The sequence below is a fragment of the Bacillus sp. I-2 genome (assembly GCF_001974945.1).
Taxonomy (GTDB): Bacteria; Bacillota; Bacilli; order Bacillales; family Bacillaceae; genus Bacillus; species Bacillus safensis.
This window is the reverse complement of sequence record NZ_LZRW01000043.1, coordinates 60,945-78,779: the sequence shown is the minus strand read 5'-3', so window position 1 is coordinate 78,779 and position 17,835 is coordinate 60,945. Positions and strand designations below refer to the sequence as shown.

Genomic DNA, 17,835 nt, shown 5'->3' with positions numbered 1-17,835 from the left:
GTGGTCTGCTTTATATTACGCATTCAGATCTGCCATGGCTGGAACGTTGATTTCTTTCACGCAAGATACCCTTGATAAATGAATCACACATCTCGCAAGCTCCACAATATCCTGAACAGGGATTCTCGTTTCATCATAAAGAGTGATGGCCTTTTCGGCTCCATCCTCATACGGAACCTCCGCAGCCAGCTCTCCTGGATTGATACAGGTGACGGATATTTTATCTTTCCTCACATGCTCTCTCAGTGCATTCACAATTCCGCGCAGACCAAATTTAGATGCAACAAACGAGACCTGCGGCAGGTTTGTATGATCGAGTCCGGCCGTTGAGCCAATCACGATGATTTTCCCATGCTCTGATTTCCTTACGTGCGGAAGCAGTGCCTGGATGTATGTAATAGTTGAGGTGACATTCACATTGATTAAATGTGCAATATCCTCTGGCTGATCGTGATCAAAGGAATAATCGTCTTCAAAGCCTCGTTTTTCCCATAAACCGACGTTATAGATGAGTACATCAATCGTCTTGTTCTCAAGTGCTTCAAGCATATAAGGGATATGCGTTTGGCTTGATAAGTCGATTTTCAGCCAAATTCTATGTACACCGTCATCTATGTTCAAACTGCTTGGTTCACTTCGCGACACAATCCAAACTGTATCTCCACTTGAAGGAAGACCCTTTACAAAAGCATCTCCTAATCCTTGACTTGCACCGAATATGATATAGTTTTTACTCATAGCTCCTCCTTCTATGGCACACATACTGAAAGCGTTTTATACCTATATCATACATATCCTAAGAGACCGGCGCCCCTTTTATGCTCGTCTTCACTTATTGATTGGCGCGGCTACTGGATTTCCTTTAATTCGACTGGTAATGCACGTGCCTCTATAAAGCTTATGACCATTTCTGTAAAAAGTTCTTTCTTTTCAAAAGTAAATGTATGCCCAATACCGGGAACAACGACGCCTGTTGCCTTCGGATGTGAATTCGTTATTTTTTTTGCTGACCGTTTCATGATGCCTTTTTCTTTTTCTCCCACCGTGACAAGAATGCGTGCCTTCGCTTGCTGAAACGTGTCTGGGAGCTTGTAATGGAGGTTTTCTTGAAACATCGTAAGAAGGGTTTTCTTTTGCAGATGTTTCGATTCCGCTGCATAATGATGCAGTACATGTTGCGGGAGCCCCATCTTTTCGGCTTGGAGCTGGATAAACCAGTCTTTCTTTAATAATGGATACGTCAGTGGCAAAAGGGGTCTCACCATGAAATGGAGCCATGGCAAAGGCATCACAAGGGCGCTATTGATGACGGCTATGTCTACGATATCCGGCTCTCTTGATAACACATCAACGGCAATCTGCGCACCTAAAGAAAATCCAATCAGAATCACTTGACGGCCATTCGCATTTTCCTTGATCCATGAGATGACTTCACGGGTGCTTTCATTCATTGAAAATATCTGTTCTTTTGCTCTTGTCCCGTGTCCAATGAGATCAGGGGCAAAGCATTCATACGTGTCCTTCAATATTTCAACCTGCTCCTGCCACATCCAGCTGCTTACTCCTCCACCATGCAGAAAAATCATGATTGACTTATCCATCGCCCGACAACTCCATCCTTCTATATATGAAAAAAGCAGCCGCTTTTTGAGCAGACTGCTTTTTCAACATGCTCCCTTCTATTATAAGGGAATCACTATATCATTGACTATTTTTTCAAATCCTCAATGGAGTTTACGTTCTTCATATATGTCGGGACAACTAGCCCCATTCGAAGGCCTTTCATACTTGTACCAAGGTCATCATATTTTCCTTTAAACTTCGCTGCATACGTTTTATGCGTATTTGGCAGCCAAGCAGATAATGATGCATCCGCACTTCCGGTTGCAATTGCTGTCCACATTGGACCTGCTTCAACCTGAGTCAAAGTTACTTTAAACCCGAGTTCACGCAATACTTCTGCCGCAACATTGGTACTTGCAATCTCACTATCCCATGCAACGTAGGCAAGATTGACTTTTCCACCATTCGACTTTTTCACGCCTTTTGTCCATTTCGCTACTTGGTCTTTATGTTTTTTCACATATTTTATGGCAGCATCCTTTGGTTTCACACCATCTTGGATATCCATCATGACTTCGCCCATGTCATCTTGAGACCATTTAAACTGACTAAGCATTTTGGCTGCTTCCGGCTGATCCTTTGCAAATCCTTTACGTGAAATCGTATGAATTTCTTCCGCTTCACCGTAAGATTTTTTTGGATCATCTAAATATTTTAAATCATAGCGGGAAAACATCCAGTGTGGATTCCAGCCAGTGATAATGATTGGCTTTTTACGGTCGTAAGATTTTTTGAGCGTTGCCGTCATGGCTGCACTTGATGCAGACACAACCGTCCAATCCTCTAAGCCATAATCCTTTTTGGCCTGATCGGTTAGGGCCATAATACCTGAACCCGGATCAATCCCAATAATCGTTTTATTGACCTGCTGTGCTGCACTTGCATTTGAATCCGATTGTGCACCACAAGCGGCTAGTAAAAAGACGAGCAGGGCGTTCATCCCAATGTAGAGAGACTTTTTCCACATTAAGCATTCCCCCTGGTTTTTTTCGTTTTAATGTTTTGGGTAATACGGTCAAGTGTAATCGCCACAATAACAATGGCAATACCTGCTTCAAAACCAATACCTGTTTTCAGCTGCGTTACCGCACTATATACTTCTGAACCAAGTCCTGGTGCACCTACCATTGCCGCAATCACGACCATTGATAGAGCCAGCATGATACTTTGGTTAATACCAGCTAAGATGGTTTTTGTTGCAAGTGGAAGCTGAACTTTGAATAAACGCTGGAATGTCGTTGAACCAAATGCTTCGGTAGCTTCAATTAAATCAGCCGGTACTTGTTTAATACCGAGAATGGTCATACGAATCGTTGGCGGCATGGAGAAAATAACCGATGCCACAACCCCAGGAACAACCCCAATATTAAAGAAGAAGATCGCTGGTAATAGATAAACGAATGCAGGCATTGTCTGCATTAAATCTAAGATAGGTGTCACAATTTTACGCACAGTTTCCTTCTGTGATGCCCAAATACCGATCGGAACCCCGATCACAATGGAAATGACCACAGCGGTCAGAACGAGCGCAAGTGTTTGAAGCATTGGATGCCAGTAGCCTAAATAGTCGATCAGTAAAAATCCAATAAGTGTGAAAAGAGCAACTCCTCTTGTACTGATCCACCAAGCAATGCCGGCAAAGATAAGGGTTAAAATAATAGATGGAATGACGCCAAGTGCAGCTACAATTCCATTTACTGTTCCAGCTAATCCATTTGTGATGCCATCAAAGAAACCACCAAACGTTAATGTTAACCAGTCAACAAATCGATCGATATAATCCGCGAATGGAATTCTAGGTAAATCACTCATACTAAACATCTTATTCTACCTCCTGTGCAGAAGGCTCTTGTGTCTTAATTTCCTCTAGCTTGTTAGAAGACATGTTGATATATTCATCATTACCTGATAATGCACCAATCAATGCACCTCTGACCACAATGCCCTTCATTCTGTTTTTCTCATCTACAACTGCAATTGGAATGTTTGCCGCATCAGACACTGCATCAAAGATTTCTGTTAAATACGTTGATTCCAATACTGTGGTAAATTCTTTATCAAGAACAGTTTCAAGCGATGCACCTGTTTCTGCCGCTTTTTTCGCTGCTTGGGCAGAAATGACACCTAATAAATGCTTTTTCTTATCTACTGCATAGATAGATGAAATCCCAAGGTTTTTCATGAGCGTGAGCGCAACACGTGCCCCTTTATCGATCTGAACTGTTTCTGCACGTTTCATAATATGACCAGCGGTTAATACTTTAGAAAGGTCAACATCTTCAACGAAGCGTTCAACATATTCATTCGATGGGTTCATCAGAATTTCTTCTGGTGTTCCAATTTGAACGATATTTCCGTCCTTCATGAGTACAATGCGGTCACCAATACGAAGCGCCTCATCTAAATCATGGGTAATGAAAATGATCGTTTTTCCTACAGATGTATGAAGCTCAAGCAATTCATCCTGCATATCTTTACGAATTAATGGATCTAGTGCGCTGAATGCTTCATCCATTAATAAAATGTCAGGGTCATTTGCTAACGCACGTGCCAATCCAACACGCTGCTGCATACCACCACTTAATTGATTTGGGTATTGCTCTTCAAAGCCTTCAAGTCCGACAAGCTTTAAAGATTCAAGCGCTTTTGATCTGCGCTCTTCTTTATCTACACCTTGCAATTCAAGACCATACTCTGTGTTCTCAAGAATTGTACGGTGCGGGAACAATGCGAAGTTTTGGAAAACCATGCTGATCTTTTTCCGTCTGACTTCACGCAATTGATCCTTTGACATATTTGTTATCATATCCCCATCAATATATATTTCACCGGAGGTTGGTTCGATTAACCTGTTTAGCATCCGCACAAGTGTGGACTTTCCGCTCCCTGATAGCCCCATGATGACAAATATCTCGCCGTCATATACATCAAAATTTGCTCGATTGACACCAACAGTTGCGCCGGTCTCTTTTAGGATTTCTCTTTTTGTTTTCCCTTTTTCAAGCATTTGAGATGCTTTTTTAGCATTTTTACCGAAAATTTTAGATACATTATTTATCTTGATTTTGATATTTCTCTCTTCAGAATTCATATTTTCCCTCCAAATTAGCATCTTTATAACCGTAACATAAGCGTTATGATGCGAACAATCTTTAGAATTCGCTTATTTCCCCACAATATGTATGAATTCCATATAGAGGTCTGGTCATTAGAGTTTATACGCCGTATTACTCGTAAATCCTATAGAATGCTTCATAAACTACATATTTTACGGGGTATTTCCTCTCATCAGACAATATTTTACTGGAAATTCCTAATTGTGCTAAAAAATAAGTCGAATCCTCGTCATAGCGGTTTTTTGAATCATGGGCGAACCATTCCCCTGAACAAGATTTACCCGAAAATGGTCACATAAAAACCTTTTTCTCAAATTTTATTTAAATTCATAAAAAAACTGCCTGAAACTTTAGTTACAGACAGCTTGTTTTTTTAGGACTCTAGGGCAGCCCGCTTAATATTATCTTGAAGCTCAAGCATACGTTTTGTTCCATCTTCGCGTAATCGCTTGTTCTCTTCTTCGATCTGTTTCGTCTCTTTCATTCCTTGTACAATTGTATTAAAGGAAGATTCGATCGTTTCAATATCGATGCTTGGACGGCCAGATAATTTAGCAATCTCCACACTTTGACTTGAAATGTTTTCAGCATTTCGTTTCAGCATTTCATTTGTTCTTCTATCCAGCTCACTCATAGAATCAGCCACAAGCTTTTGTCTCTTCGCTGTAACAGCTTGAATGATCCCATTTTTGAAAATTGGAATCGTGATGATGAAGGCAGAGTTGATTTTACCGATTAATTTCGTATTCCCGCGCTGAAGCAAACGGATTTGCGGTGCCGTTTGAAGCGCCACCATTCGTGCCATATCAAGGTCATACACACGCTCTTCAAGCGCTTGAATGCCATTACGGAGCGTATCAAGCTCCATCTGTGCCAGCTGGTTTCCACTAGCTGCTTTTTCTTCATATGAAGGAACCAATTGCTTTAATTCTTCGATTTTCATTTGACCGGCTACAACATACTTTTCTAGCTCCAAATAGTATTGAATGTTATGCTCATACATTTCTTCAAGCGTCACAGTCGATTTGGTCATTTCATCTTTATATTTACTAATTTCCACATTAATTTTTTCAATTTCTGCACCGAGCGTTTGATATTTACTAAAAATCTTTTCGATCATGCTGCCGCCGCGCTTAAAGATTTTTGACAACAAACCACCCTTCGGTTCGTCAAAATCATTTTTATCAAAGCGATCCATAATCTTACCAAGCTGCGTCAGCATTGTTCCTGAGTCAGTGACGCTTGTTGAACGCATCATTGAAAGGATACGGTCAGAGAACTTAGAGATTTCAACGGCCGGCTGTTTTCCGTATTCAAGCAGTTCCAGCTGATTTTTCGCATCTATTTGTCTCGCAATATTTTGCACTTCTGGTTCATTGCGAAGCTGAACGCGAATATCGTCTGCCTTCTCAATCGTGATTTCCTCTTTATCAATTGAAATGATGTCATTTCCGTTTGTATTTGTCATAAGCTTTGATCTCCTTATCGGTTTTTAATGGATTGAAATAACTTTCTAACGATGGACGGCTCTTTAAACTCCTGGTTCATGACCATCTCATCAAGCCAATGGGTATCAAATAATTGGTCATCGATATACCGTTCGATACACTGATATCCCGCCGGATGATATACGAAGAGATCCACACCCATTTCATTTAGGAAAATCAGGGCGGCCGCATCAGAACGAGTCAGCTCACCATTATATTCCGTATGGTATAAAATCACTTTCGGTACGGTTTGTGCGTAATCAAAGGTTTGAATCAGTTCAATGAGATCCTGGCTTAAATGCAGAACCTGCTTGAATAAATAAATACGGACATCTAATTCGGTTTCATTGCCTTCTTTTAATAGCTTCGGATGCTGACAGATTCGAGATATCGCCTCTGCAATCGCACGCTGCGTACCCTCATATAGATGAGAAAACTGCCACACATTGCTTTTCATTAATAAGTGAGGATCAATCTCTCCAGCAGAAGAAAGTGCATGCTGATAATGAAATTGATAATTCGATGTCACTTCTTTCGTAAAAGGAAAATGGCGAATGGTCTTCGTCTCTTTCCCTTCCATTAACGTGTGAATGCGATCCCAGTATTCACGCTTGTCTCGTGTGACACCCATCATTTTCGCAAAGAGATTTGGAATCTGTATCGTGTCCCGGTCTGCTTTGAAATTGGGGCGGATAAAGGATCGTTCCTTTGCGATTAAAAACAGCTCATCATACGTTGTCTTCAGTGTAATAGAAAGAGGAGTATGATCTCTGAATTGCCACGGCTTATAGAGCATTGAATCTTCCGTGTGAAGCACCTCTTCAAGCTCTCTTGTCGAGCGGTACGCCACCGTTGATTTCCTCTCAGGCCTTTCAGTAGGGAACGGCTCAAGCTTTGAAGTCCCCGGGTACTGATCAATAAAAGTCAGCTTTTCTTCTGGATCTAATTCGCGGAACGAATCCTCGCCTTCTGGATGAAATAGCACAACATCACAGCCAATCAGCATGACATAGTAAAGAAAATAAAGCTGACTTTTATTCGCCTCTCCATACCAAATGACAGCCGGCATTTTTTCTTCGATATTGACTTCCCTCAGCCATGGACCTAGATGATTATTTGAAAACTTCACGACATCCAGCAGAACCCGGCGGAAATCAGGATGCTGAAATCCACCTTCATGCATCTGCTTGAAATGCTCAAACACCTTAATCAATGAAAGACGAATATGCCGGTTCATCACAGGGTTTGGATGGCGTACAATCAGCTGTTCACCATCTAAAAAAGCCACAAAGCGATTCACGGACAATCCCTTTTCTTCTTGGTTAATCAAATGAATGCGCTGCAGCGCTTGAAAATGCTCTGGCTCAATATGACGATTGAGCGTTTCACTTAAAATATGCATGCCGTCTGTTTCGTATAATTCATGTAAATAAATAAAATAATCGGTTGCATCATGCGGAGTTCCAAGGACCCGGGCGGCGAGACGCGGCAAGGACAACGTATGCTCGTCCTTTACATAACCTTCTCTTTCAGGGAGCGGCTTTTTCAGCACGTTTTTCCAGGCTTCCTGCTCCGCCCGTGTATGGGTGACATTGATTTTTTTATAACTCACGCCGCTCCTTCCTTTCTCCTATATCTTCTCGAAAGCTACTACTATCATATCATTCAGCCTTCTACTTCTGCTATCGAATCGAAGGCTTTTTTACGTTCATCATCTGCTCGATGACACAAGCGGTGATTTCATCCGCTGCGGCCATGCCAGATGCTGCTGTCGGCTTAAGTTCTGGGTCAAAGCCGAGAACTTCTCCATGCCTTGGGGCAAAGCCCATATCTGATTGACGAATGAGCCCCGCATCTAACAGGGAATCACCCGCACCATAGACGTATTCTAGCTGCAGCCTGTCCTTTAGAAAAGCAACAGCATCCCACTTATTAAGCGGCTGTGGAATAAAATAAAGCTTCCGTCCCTGAAGAGAAACCTGCCATCCTCTCTCCTCACCCCACAGCTTCAATTCAGTAAGCGGAATGTGAGATAGATACTCCTCTTTCATAATCAAATAAAGGAATCTTCCCTCTGCTGTACGGGTACGCTTCACCCATGCCGCAACTGGAAGCTCGGAGATCGCCCTCAGCATCTCTCTGACTGGCATACACTCCCTAAGTCTCTCATCAACAATGGCCTGCCAATCCTCAAGCGGCTTGCCATGATGAAGAATACAGCCCCCGTTTGTTGTGACAGCATACTCCGGTTTAAGCTCTTGCTCAAAGAAGGTGATTCGTTCATACTGTGCGGTTGTTCTTGTCGTCACTGGAATGAACCAGCCTGATTGATGAATCGTCTGCAAAGATTTTTTCGTTTCAACAGACATATAGGAAAGCGGCCGTTCGTCCAGCACCTCAACTAAATCATACTCTCCTTCATACGCATACTGGTCAAGCACTCGATGTGAGTAAATCAGCGTCCGGTCTAAATCACTGGCAAATGCAAATGTCTTCATGACGTTTGCTCCAGCGGACGAATTAACCCACAGCACGTGTAGGACATATTGGCATATTCAATGACAGGAACACCTCTGTCCTCAGCCAAAAGCAAAATATGCTTCAGCTTTTCCTGAGATCCAGGCTGAATCAAGATTTTCCAAGGGATTCTTCTAAGCAGCACGCGGGTCGTCTCACCAACTCCCGGCTTAATCAAATGGGTATTTTCAATTTGAAACTCCTGACCGATTGCTTCAATGGATGCCATTCCCCGCCAATCTGCCGGCGTTCCCTGCGAGAGTATGGTTTCTGCTTTCTCTTGTACATTTGGTCCGAGGCTGGAAAATGCTTGTTCAATTGTATCCACATATAGATTGGACACATCCTCATCAAGCAGCTCTTTATAATACTTTGCCCCATGGAAATCATCGGCATTGATCCAGCGGTTGTTTAGTACCGTACGACTGACAAGCCCTGATACTGTCGAATTTAGGCAGGCACTTGGAATGAGAAAGTCCTCCCTCGTTCCGTATACATGTGTACAATAGCCGGGGTCTGCCAGCACAGCCAGCTCACTCGAGAGACGTACACCATACTTTTTTTCAAAATCAAGAACAGCTTTTTGGAGCTCTTTCGAAATCGCCCCTTTTCCAGTCCATCCATCGATAAAAGCAATTTCAAAACCTGGATGTTCTTTCAGCATATAATGCAGTGCATTCTCGTCTATTCCGCGGTCGCGAATAATAGAGATGCTGTAATGAGGCAGATCGACGCCATACGTCTTTCGAATATATCGTTTGATCAGCACCCCGATCGGTGTCCCCGCACGCGCCAAACTGCAAAGCACGGTTTGGAAGCCTCTCTTTTTCACAATCTGTTCTGCTACAACAGCTACTGCTTCTGCTACCTTTTCCTTACTTTCTTCAAGAGATTGATAGAATAAAGTCATATAAGATGCCGTTGGTTTGTACTCAATTGGCAGCATTTCTGAATAATGCGCACCGCTCTGAATCGAACGCTCCCGCTCCTCTGTACTTTTCTCCATCTCAATAGAGGATAAATCTTTGAGTAAGAAGGTTACATCCTGCTCTGGATAACTCCCCATCTTTGTATACACATTAGCCATTCACCTTCACCTCGTCTGATAAAGTCACAATATGCACATGCTTCACATGCCGCTCAGCAAATAAGTGAACAAGCGGAAGCAATGCCTCCTGAGAGACCTTTTTCTCAAAAAAGAGAAATACATCATCATATTCACCTTTTGGAATGTTGTACACGTAGTGCTGAATTCTGGCATCCTCTGGATTCATAAAGGTAAACCCATTTTGGACAGCGTATCCATCCTTTTCGACTGGGTGAATAGGGCTTCTCGTTGTTGAATGAAAGAGAACACCTTCCCCCATGTGTGCAGACAGTCTCATTGGCACATACATCAGCTCACCTGTCCCTAAGCAGAGTGTTTGTTTTCCTTTGCGTTCCTGCCGCAGCTTCAATCCCGCTTCAGCAGCTGCTTGGTCGAGCGCTTCCGTATCTGCTGCATTTAAACCAAAACGGCCCGTTTCATGTATATATGGCGAATGACCAGCCGAATTTGCTGCATGAGAAAGTGAATATGGCACCTGCTTAAAGAAAGATTGAAGAGAGTGAAAAGAGAGACTTGGCTGCTTCTCTTGCTCCGCAATCTCATACGAATAAGCTGGCTCATCGAGCGTCTTGCCTCGAAAAATCATCTGCCCTTTTAATAAAGACAATGATGTGATGTGAATTCCAAGCTCCTCTTCAAGCTGGCACATGGCTTTCTCATGCTCCTCCGTCCGCCAGTCCAAAATGGAAAGAATGGTATAAGAATGCCTTGGATACTTTGCGTGAAGGTCACGAATGATGTTGATATTGGTACGGCCTGTCGTGACTTCATCATCTACTAACACGATGGGGCGGTCTGTGCGAAGTAATGCTTCGTCTGCATAACAAAGCTGATCTGTTGCATGCGAATGTTCTTCTTCAAATACCAATGACGGGTCAAGACCCAGCAGCTGTTCACGTGTCGTATGAATGTATGATGCGCCTTCTATCACATCATACACACCATGTCCAAGGGCTGTTGCCGTTTCCGCAAAGCCGATGACGACAGGCACATTGCCAGCTGAAAGCTTTTCTTCTTTGAGTGTTTCATAGGCTGCCGTTAACACCGTGTGATCATCCGTCTTGAGTGCCTCGACGATAAGATCTTGGTGCGGGGGCGTCTTTCCCGTTTGCTCTTTGGCATATGCCATCGCTAAAAGACCCGAGACAAGGAGCGGTTTTACTGGATGAACAGGAATATGCTTTCCAAGCACCTTACTAACGAATAAAAAGGCTCTTTTTTTGTTCACCCTTGCCGCCATCTCAAAAAGATGCTCTTTTTCCAGCTGGAGCTCACCCTCTTTGAGGTCAAGCTCAACCTCCATATGTTCCAAGATGTTCAGCGTATGCCGCTTCTGATTCTGTGAGTATGTCGATATAGCTTCTATTTTCATGAAACACCCCGTAAATGTCTGACTTAATTAAAATGTGCTCTGCCCACCTGTAATGGGGCTTCGTTTCATTCATCTTATTAGAGAAAGCACTCTTCATCACGCCAACTGTGCCGTCGGCATGTTCCAGAATGCTTAATGCATCCAAGTACTCTTCCTTTGTCACAACGTACATGCTTTGCACTGGCTTGAGATGTGTTGGATGGATCACTGTCTTTCCATGTATGCCGTTGGCTACATCGAGTCTTGTCTCTTTGAGTAAACCTTGTACGTCATCGAATTCAGATAAGGACAGCTCACCGCCCTTAGAAAGCGCACGGATGAAAGGTTTTTGTTCCTTTCTTGCAGGGCCAAAATGCTCCCATACAGCACCTGATACAACAAAGGAACGGCCAAAATAATTGATAATATCTGTGATCAAATCAGCAATCAATCTGATTTCATAGATGGTGGTGTCGCGATCACGGCGAATGCCATGTAGGCCGCAAAGATCCGTTGCCCCAATACGAATATTCAAAATATATTCTTCATCATTCAGCATGATCTGCTTTAACTCAGACAGCACCGTATATCTTGTTTCTTTTTCTAATAAATCGGGTGTTTCCAAAATGGGCATACCGTACAGCGTTGTCTTCGTTTGTGCGGACGCCTGTTTCAAGCTGTCCAAATAATCCTTCGCATTATGAATAGAACACTTTGGAAATACAAAGCCCGTCAATAAACGAAGAGATGGACCAAGCAAATCTGCCATTTTCAGCAGCTGCTCCGGCGAACGAACCCGAATAAATAAAAGCGGCATTTGTTCAGCCGTTTCAGGTGTATGCGTCAATTTGTCCGACAGTTTGGCGAGTTGTACCACTAGATTCTGTTCAGCCAGTTCCACTTCTTGATCACCGATGGCATCCTCTAAACAAAATACAACAGAGCAAAGCGCTTCATATTTCTGCGACAGCAGCATGTCTGCTATATCCTGTCTTGTCGCAGGCATATACAAAGTAGCACCTAATGCATGCGCAAGTACGTGCCTTGGCGTCATCAAATGCATCGCCCCCGGCCGTTTGAAAAAAATATCGTGCTGCCTCGCCTCTGATAAAAACTGAAAATACCGCATGCTGTGCCACCTCCTGTTGTTGAGAGAAAATCGAACAAATGACTTGATGATTCAAAAAAGGATGGAGCCGCTAATCAACTCCATTCCTTTTTGATCGTCCTATTCTTCTTTTGAAGCCGCAGCTTCGTTTGTCACTTCTTGATGTTTCTTCTTATTGATCTTATGAACAATAAACGTTCCGATAAATGCTAGGATAATAATCGCAAAGAATACAAGATGCGGGATTTCAATGTGAGCAGCACTCAAGCCCATTTTGATCGCAATGATCCCGATGAGAATAAACGCTGTATTCTCGAGCTCTGGGATACGATCAATGAGAACAAGGAATAACTGCGCGACTGTACGCATCATGAGAATTCCAAGCATTCCGCCTAATAGTAGAATCCATACTTCCTCAGATACAGCAAATGCTGCAAGAATACTATCAACCGAGAAGGCAAGGTCCATAATTTCAACAGAAATAACGGTTGCCCAGAACACACCAAAGACACGAACCATCCAGCCTTCTTTTTTCAGTTCCTTCGCTTCATCATCGCCGTCACCTAACCAGAAGTGCTTAATCACAAGCCATGCTAAGTAAGCAGCTCCGAGGACCTTAATCCACCAGAACTTAATAAGCAGCATCCCTACGCCAATGAATAGAAAACGGAAGAAATAAGCGCCAATTAATCCGTAGGTTAATGCCTTTTTACGCTGCTTTTCTGGTAAATGTTTCACCATCACAGCTAATACAAGTGCGTTATCTGCTGATAACAATCCTTCAAGCACGACAAGAGTTCCAATAAGCCCCCAAGAGACAGGGTCTGTTAATACCTCTGCCCACATATGCCAATCAAAAAACGAGGCATATGTATCCAACATATGTTTCAAAATGTCCAACTAGTTTTCCTCCTATAAGTGTAGAAGCATCAGCAGGCTTTCGCCTGCTGCTATTCTTGATCGCTGTTTCTTTCTCACTTAGGAAAAGGCCCTCATATGAGCTTTTGACAGCATCTCTTGAATTGATTTGTTTCTCTTATTTACACTTCTAACCCATAATTTTGACAAAGAGCTGCAAGTCCGCCAGAGAATCCGCTTCCGATCGCGTTAAACTTCCAATCACTTCCGTGGCGGTACAATTCACATACCACAACAGCTGTTTCAATTGAGAAGTCTTCCCCTAAATCGAAGCGAATCAATTCTTCCCCGCCCTCTTCATTTACAACACGAACAAATGCATTAGAGACTTGTCCAAAATTCTGGCTGCGCGCCTCTGCATCATGGATCGTAACTGTAATTCCGATACGATCAATGTTAGCAGGAATTTTCGAGAAATCAACGAGAATTTGCTCGTCATCTCCATCTCCTTCACCCGTACGGTTATCACCTGTATGAGTGACACTGCCGCTCGGATGCTGAAGGTTATTATAGAATACAAAATCTGTATCTTGCTGACAACGATTGTTTGCATCCACCAAGAAAGCCGAAGCGTCCAAATCAAATTCGGCTCCGCCAGAATATTTATTCGTATCCCAGCCAAGACCGATCATCACTTTTGTCAGCCCTGGGTTGGTTTTGGTTAAGTCGACACGTTGTCCTTTTGAAAGCTGAATCGCCATATTCTTATCTCTCCTGTCTTTGAAAATAGGAAGTTATCGTTATCCGATATCTAAGCCGAAGTCCGTTGCAATGCGGGCAAGACCGCCTTGATAGCCTGATCCGACAGCTGAGAATTTCCATTCCCCGCCATGACGGTATAATTCACCTACAATAATGGCTGTCTCAATTGAGAAATCCTCTGCCAAATCGTAGCGAATGAGTTCTTCATTCGATGCTGCATTTAAAATACGTACATATGCGTTAGACACTTGTCCGAAATTTTGACTGCGCGCTTCTGCATCATGAATTGTAATGACAAATGAAATCTTCTCAATACTTGCTGGTACAGCTGCAAGGTCAACATTGACCTGCTCGTCATCTCCGTCCCCTTCGCCAGTGCGGTTATCGCCTGTATGTACGACACTTCCGCCTCCGCCAGTTGTTTGATTGTAAAAGACAAAGTCAGATGGAGAGCTTGCTTTACCTGCCGCATCTAAAAGGAAAACACTTGCGTCTAGATCAAAGTCATGTCCGCCGTCATACTTATTGACGTCCCAGCCAAGACCGACGACTACTTTTGTTAAACCCGGATTCGTTTTTGTTAAATCAATTTTTTGACCTTTCGCTAAAGAAATTCCCACTAGGAACCTCTCCCTTCTGTTTAAATATAGTTTCTCGTAATATCGGCAAGCTTCGCATCATTTGTACCATTTCCAAGCGCCGCAAACTTCCACTCATTCTCATGGCGATAAAGTTCTCCGACGATTAACGAAGTTTTTCCTGCATAGTCATCTTTTAAATTATATTTCACTAATTCTTGATTGTTAGAACGATCAACGATGCGAATGTAAGCATTTTGAATCATACCAAAGTGTTGGTTTCTTCTAAGGGCATCATAAATGTTGACGACAAACACCAATTTGTTCACATTGCCCGGCACCTTGCTCAAGTTGACGAGGACTTGTTCATCATCTCCGTCTCCTTCACCAGTCAGGTTGTCACCTGTATGCTCCACACTGCCGCATTTGCTTTTTAGGTTGCCAAAATAAATCAAATCTTTATTTTCCGTAAACTTATCATTTTTCAGCATGAGCACTGAAGCATCACAATCAACATCAGCGCCGCCTCCGCCGCCAAACAGCTTTCCTAAAAATCCGCCGCCTTGTGAGACAGGGTCCCAGCCAAGTCCAACAAGAATATTTGTTAGCCCTGTTTTCCCTTTTGTTAAATCAATACGTTGACCTTTTTCTAATGTAATCGCCAAATCAATCACTCCTCCAGCATAATAAAAATCTATTTATTAAGCGATGGACCCTATTAAAATCATCATACATGAAAATTCGACAAAATTCATGAAATGACATTGGAGCCTCTTACTCTTTTTTCTATTTACTAGTATATACGATCTATGTTCAAGATAGGTTTCAAACACTTTATATTTTTTTAACGAAAGATGCACATTGGAAATGGTTCATGTCGTTAATGAAGTGTTTCATGTGAAACATTGTCGAAAAATCACGGTGAACAGCTCTTGCTGATAAGGAGCGTATTGATGTGGTTTCATATGTTGATATAGAAAGATAAAAGCAAGGGATCAAAGGATAAACCCTTTCGTTTCCTTCCATCCATGGATTTCTTTATACTTATATTCAGCATGTTGATGAAAGGATGTTGATGATGCCATCACTTCATATATTAGATCAAGTCGCCATTCCTAAAGGTCAGTCTGCTCAGGAGACATTGATTCATACAACGCAGCTGGCCCAGCTGGCTGAAACGCTTGGGTATGAGCGCTATTGGTTCGCTGAACACCACAGCACAAGGGGGCTCGCTAGTACAGCGCCTGAAATATTAATGGCTCATATTGCGGCTCATACAACGACCTTGCGTACCGGATCTGGCGGTATTTTACTTCCTCAGTACAGTCCTTTTAAAGTAGCAGAGGTCACGCGGCAGCTTGAAGCCCTTTATCCTGGACGGATTGAGATTGGTGTCGGCAAATCTCCGGGCGGGATCGAAAGGACGAGACTCGCTTTGACGGACGGCGTGCATAAAGATCTGTCTCAGTTTGACCGCCAGCTGAAGGACCTTCTTTTTTACTTATCAGACAGCCTGCCTTCTGGTCATCCGCATGCAGGCGTGAAAGCTGCTCCGCTTGTTGATGCTCATCCGCCAGTTTGGCTGCTCGGACTTGGAGAAAATAGTGCCGTGCAGGCGGCGGAGCTTGGAATCAACTATATTTTTGGCCACTTTATCCATCCTGCACGCGGCACACAAGCATTTGAGACGTATCGATCACACTTTTCTCCATCTGTCTTTTCTAGGCAGCCACAATCTATGTTTGCCGTCTTTGTCATCTGCGGTGAAACAGATGAAGAAGCAGACAGGATCGCCAGCAGTACAGATTTATGGCTGCTTCGTGTTGAAAAAGGACTGGACAGCCGAGTTCCTTCTATAGAAGAAGCAAATGCGTATCACTACACCACACAGGAGAAGAAAAAAGTGCTGCAAAACCGCCATCGGATGATTGTCGGCTCGAAGAAAACGGTGAAAGAGCAACTACAGACCTTGATGGACCGCTATCAAACGGATGACATCATGATTCTGAACAATTCCTTTGATCCGATCGAAAAACAACGTTCCTTCAAGCGAATAGCAGAATTATTTTGAAGCCAGCTTTTCAGGCTTCTTTTTTACATTGTCATAAAAAATGGGAAATGTAACATCAAGATGTCAAAATCCTTCCGTCTGTCATCTGATCGCAAATGTGTCTTCTAATCGTTAGCGAACTGTAAACGCATAAGTGGTGTACCTTTTATATAGTAGAGGTACATATTCAATGAACGGTTTACGACGCTGAGAAAGAAGGAGATGACAGACATGAAAAAGAGACTCGATTGGGTTGATGCAGCTAAAGGAATTGGCATTCTGCTCGTGGTCATGGCGCATGTGCCCATTCCAGATTCGCTCAAGCAATTCATTTACTCTTTTCATATGCCGCTTTTCTTTTTACTATCAGGCATGATGTTTCGATCATCCTCATCCCCTGCTCTGTCATTTATTCAGAAAAAGACCAAAAGCTTACTCTTGCCCTATCTCTATTTCTCCATCATTACGTATGTATTTTGGTTCTCCGTTACCCGTTTTTTTGCATTCAAGGGACAAACGGATATTGATCCTTTCGTTCCGTTTACAGGTATTTTCATATCCAATGCAGATGAAGCAAGACTCACACATAACCCAGCGATTTGGTTTTTAACGACGCTCTTTTTAGTGGAAATTTTATTTTTCTTTATGCATCGTCTTTCAAAAGGAAAACCCGCTGCCGTGATCTTGCTGACTGTTCTTTGCGGAGGTGCTGGATATGCCTCTACCTTGCTTTTAGATCAAAGTCTTCCTTGGAACGCCAATGTCGCCTTGACAGCTGTTGTGTTTTATTCGATTGGATTTTTAGCAAAGCAGTGGTTTGTGGAATTAAAAACAGATCCAACTCTTCTTTTATGTACAGGTCTGCTTGTGCTAACGGCTTACATGCAGAGCTTTAATTCACGGATCGATATGCGCGTCAACGACTACGGTGATCTCTTTATTTTCTATGCATGTGCTCTGCTCGGTTCAGCTGCCGTGATTTATTTAAGCTTTAAATTGAAAACATCCCCTATTTTGACGTATCTAGGACGTAATTCTATTGTCATTCTTGTCTTGCAGTTTGCCGGCATCGATATCATGAAAGCATTTGTTTTTTATGGACTTGGTATCAATATTGCTGATACAGCGCAGCTCTCTTGGACACTTTTTTACACGATCGGCACATTGCTGCTCATGGTGCCATGTATCTCCTTCCTGAGCAAGTATCCGATGCTGCTCGGCAAAACAGCCAAAGCCGCACAACGCTACGAACAAAAAACATCCGCCGGCTGAACAGG

Annotated in this window: 17 protein-coding genes; 2 read left to right on the top strand and 15 right to left on the bottom strand. The window is 42.9% G+C overall.

What is annotated here, in order from left to right:
* Positions 1-15: 15 nt before the first annotated feature.
* The 15 genes from BAE31_RS13575 to BAE31_RS13505 all read right to left on the bottom strand — a co-directional run bounded on the left by BAE31_RS13575 (position 16) and on the right by BAE31_RS13505 (position 15,173).
* The gene (locus BAE31_RS13575; protein ID WP_041106658.1) at positions 16-738 is read right to left on the bottom strand and encodes an SDR family NAD(P)-dependent oxidoreductase; all 723 of its coding nucleotides are present in this window, start codon (positions 736-738) and stop codon (positions 16-18) included.
* A gap of 110 nt (positions 739-848) precedes the next feature.
* Positions 849-1,601, bottom strand: coding sequence for an alpha/beta fold hydrolase (locus BAE31_RS13570; protein ID WP_076840682.1), 753 nt, complete (start codon positions 1,599-1,601; stop codon positions 849-851).
* Between the two features lie 107 nt (positions 1,602-1,708).
* Positions 1,709-2,590, bottom strand: coding sequence for a glycine betaine ABC transporter substrate-binding protein (locus tag BAE31_RS13565; RefSeq protein WP_076840681.1), 882 nt, complete (start codon positions 2,588-2,590; stop codon positions 1,709-1,711).
* A complete protein-coding gene (opuAB, locus tag BAE31_RS13560; RefSeq protein ID WP_034283343.1) occupies positions 2,590-3,435 on the bottom strand; it encodes a glycine/proline betaine ABC transporter permease subunit OpuAB in 846 nt (281 codons plus the stop codon). Before opuAB ends, BAE31_RS13565 begins: the two co-directional genes overlap by 1 nt.
* Positions 3,436-3,445: 10 nt before the next feature.
* Positions 3,446-4,714 carry a glycine/proline betaine ABC transporter ATP-binding protein OpuAA gene (gene opuAA / locus BAE31_RS13555; RefSeq protein WP_034283228.1) on the bottom strand — a complete coding sequence of 423 codons (1,269 nt, stop codon included), beginning with the start codon at positions 4,712-4,714 and terminating at the stop codon, positions 3,446-3,448.
* Positions 4,715-5,112: 398 nt separating this feature from the next.
* Positions 5,113-6,207 (bottom strand): toxic anion resistance protein, encoded by a 1,095-nt coding sequence (locus BAE31_RS13550; protein ID WP_024427234.1) that lies wholly within the window; start codon positions 6,205-6,207, stop codon positions 5,113-5,115.
* 14 nt (positions 6,208-6,221) lie between these two features.
* Positions 6,222-7,838 (bottom strand): YceG family protein, encoded by a 1,617-nt coding sequence (locus BAE31_RS13545; protein ID WP_076840680.1) that lies wholly within the window; start codon positions 7,836-7,838, stop codon positions 6,222-6,224.
* 70 nt (positions 7,839-7,908) lie between these two features.
* A complete protein-coding gene (locus tag BAE31_RS13540; RefSeq protein ID WP_076840679.1) occupies positions 7,909-8,724 on the bottom strand; it encodes an HAD family hydrolase in 816 nt (271 codons plus the stop codon).
* Positions 8,721-9,830: a cysteine protease StiP family protein gene (locus BAE31_RS13535; protein WP_041106668.1), complete on the bottom strand. Its 1,110-nt coding sequence runs from the start codon at positions 9,828-9,830 to the stop codon at positions 8,721-8,723. Before BAE31_RS13535 ends, BAE31_RS13540 begins: the two co-directional genes overlap by 4 nt.
* The gene (locus BAE31_RS13530; RefSeq protein ID WP_076840678.1) at positions 9,823-11,154 is read right to left on the bottom strand and encodes a phosphoribosyltransferase family protein; all 1,332 of its coding nucleotides are present in this window, start codon (positions 11,152-11,154) and stop codon (positions 9,823-9,825) included. Before BAE31_RS13530 ends, BAE31_RS13535 begins: the two co-directional genes overlap by 8 nt.
* Positions 11,144-12,331 carry an HpcH/HpaI aldolase/citrate lyase family protein gene (locus BAE31_RS13525; RefSeq protein WP_041106672.1) on the bottom strand — a complete coding sequence of 396 codons (1,188 nt, stop codon included), beginning with the start codon at positions 12,329-12,331 and terminating at the stop codon, positions 11,144-11,146. The genes BAE31_RS13530 and BAE31_RS13525 overlap by 11 nt, the downstream gene beginning before the upstream one ends.
* 99 nt (positions 12,332-12,430) lie before the next feature.
* On the bottom strand, positions 12,431-13,210 hold the full coding sequence (locus BAE31_RS13520) for a TerC family protein (protein WP_034283214.1): 780 nt from the start codon (positions 13,208-13,210) through the stop codon (positions 12,431-12,433).
* Positions 13,211-13,350: 140 nt separating this feature from the next.
* Positions 13,351-13,929 (bottom strand): TerD family protein, encoded by a 579-nt coding sequence (locus tag BAE31_RS13515; protein WP_007498343.1) that lies wholly within the window; start codon positions 13,927-13,929, stop codon positions 13,351-13,353.
* Positions 13,930-13,968: 39 nt separating this feature from the next.
* A complete protein-coding gene (locus BAE31_RS13510) occupies positions 13,969-14,550 on the bottom strand; it encodes a TerD family protein (RefSeq protein WP_039176267.1) in 582 nt (193 codons plus the stop codon).
* Between the two features lie 20 nt (positions 14,551-14,570).
* The gene (locus BAE31_RS13505) at positions 14,571-15,173 is read right to left on the bottom strand and encodes a TerD family protein (protein ID WP_024427228.1); all 603 of its coding nucleotides are present in this window, start codon (positions 15,171-15,173) and stop codon (positions 14,571-14,573) included.
* Positions 15,174-15,586: 413 nt separating this feature from the next.
* On the opposite strand from BAE31_RS13505, the gene BAE31_RS13500 reads away from it, so the two are divergent.
* Positions 15,587-16,579, top strand: coding sequence for an LLM class flavin-dependent oxidoreductase (locus BAE31_RS13500; RefSeq protein ID WP_076840677.1), 993 nt, complete (start codon positions 15,587-15,589; stop codon positions 16,577-16,579).
* A gap of 210 nt (positions 16,580-16,789) precedes the next feature.
* The gene (locus tag BAE31_RS13495) at positions 16,790-17,830 is read left to right on the top strand and encodes an acyltransferase family protein (RefSeq protein WP_076840676.1); all 1,041 of its coding nucleotides are present in this window, start codon (positions 16,790-16,792) and stop codon (positions 17,828-17,830) included.
* Positions 17,831-17,835 lie beyond the last annotated feature (5 nt).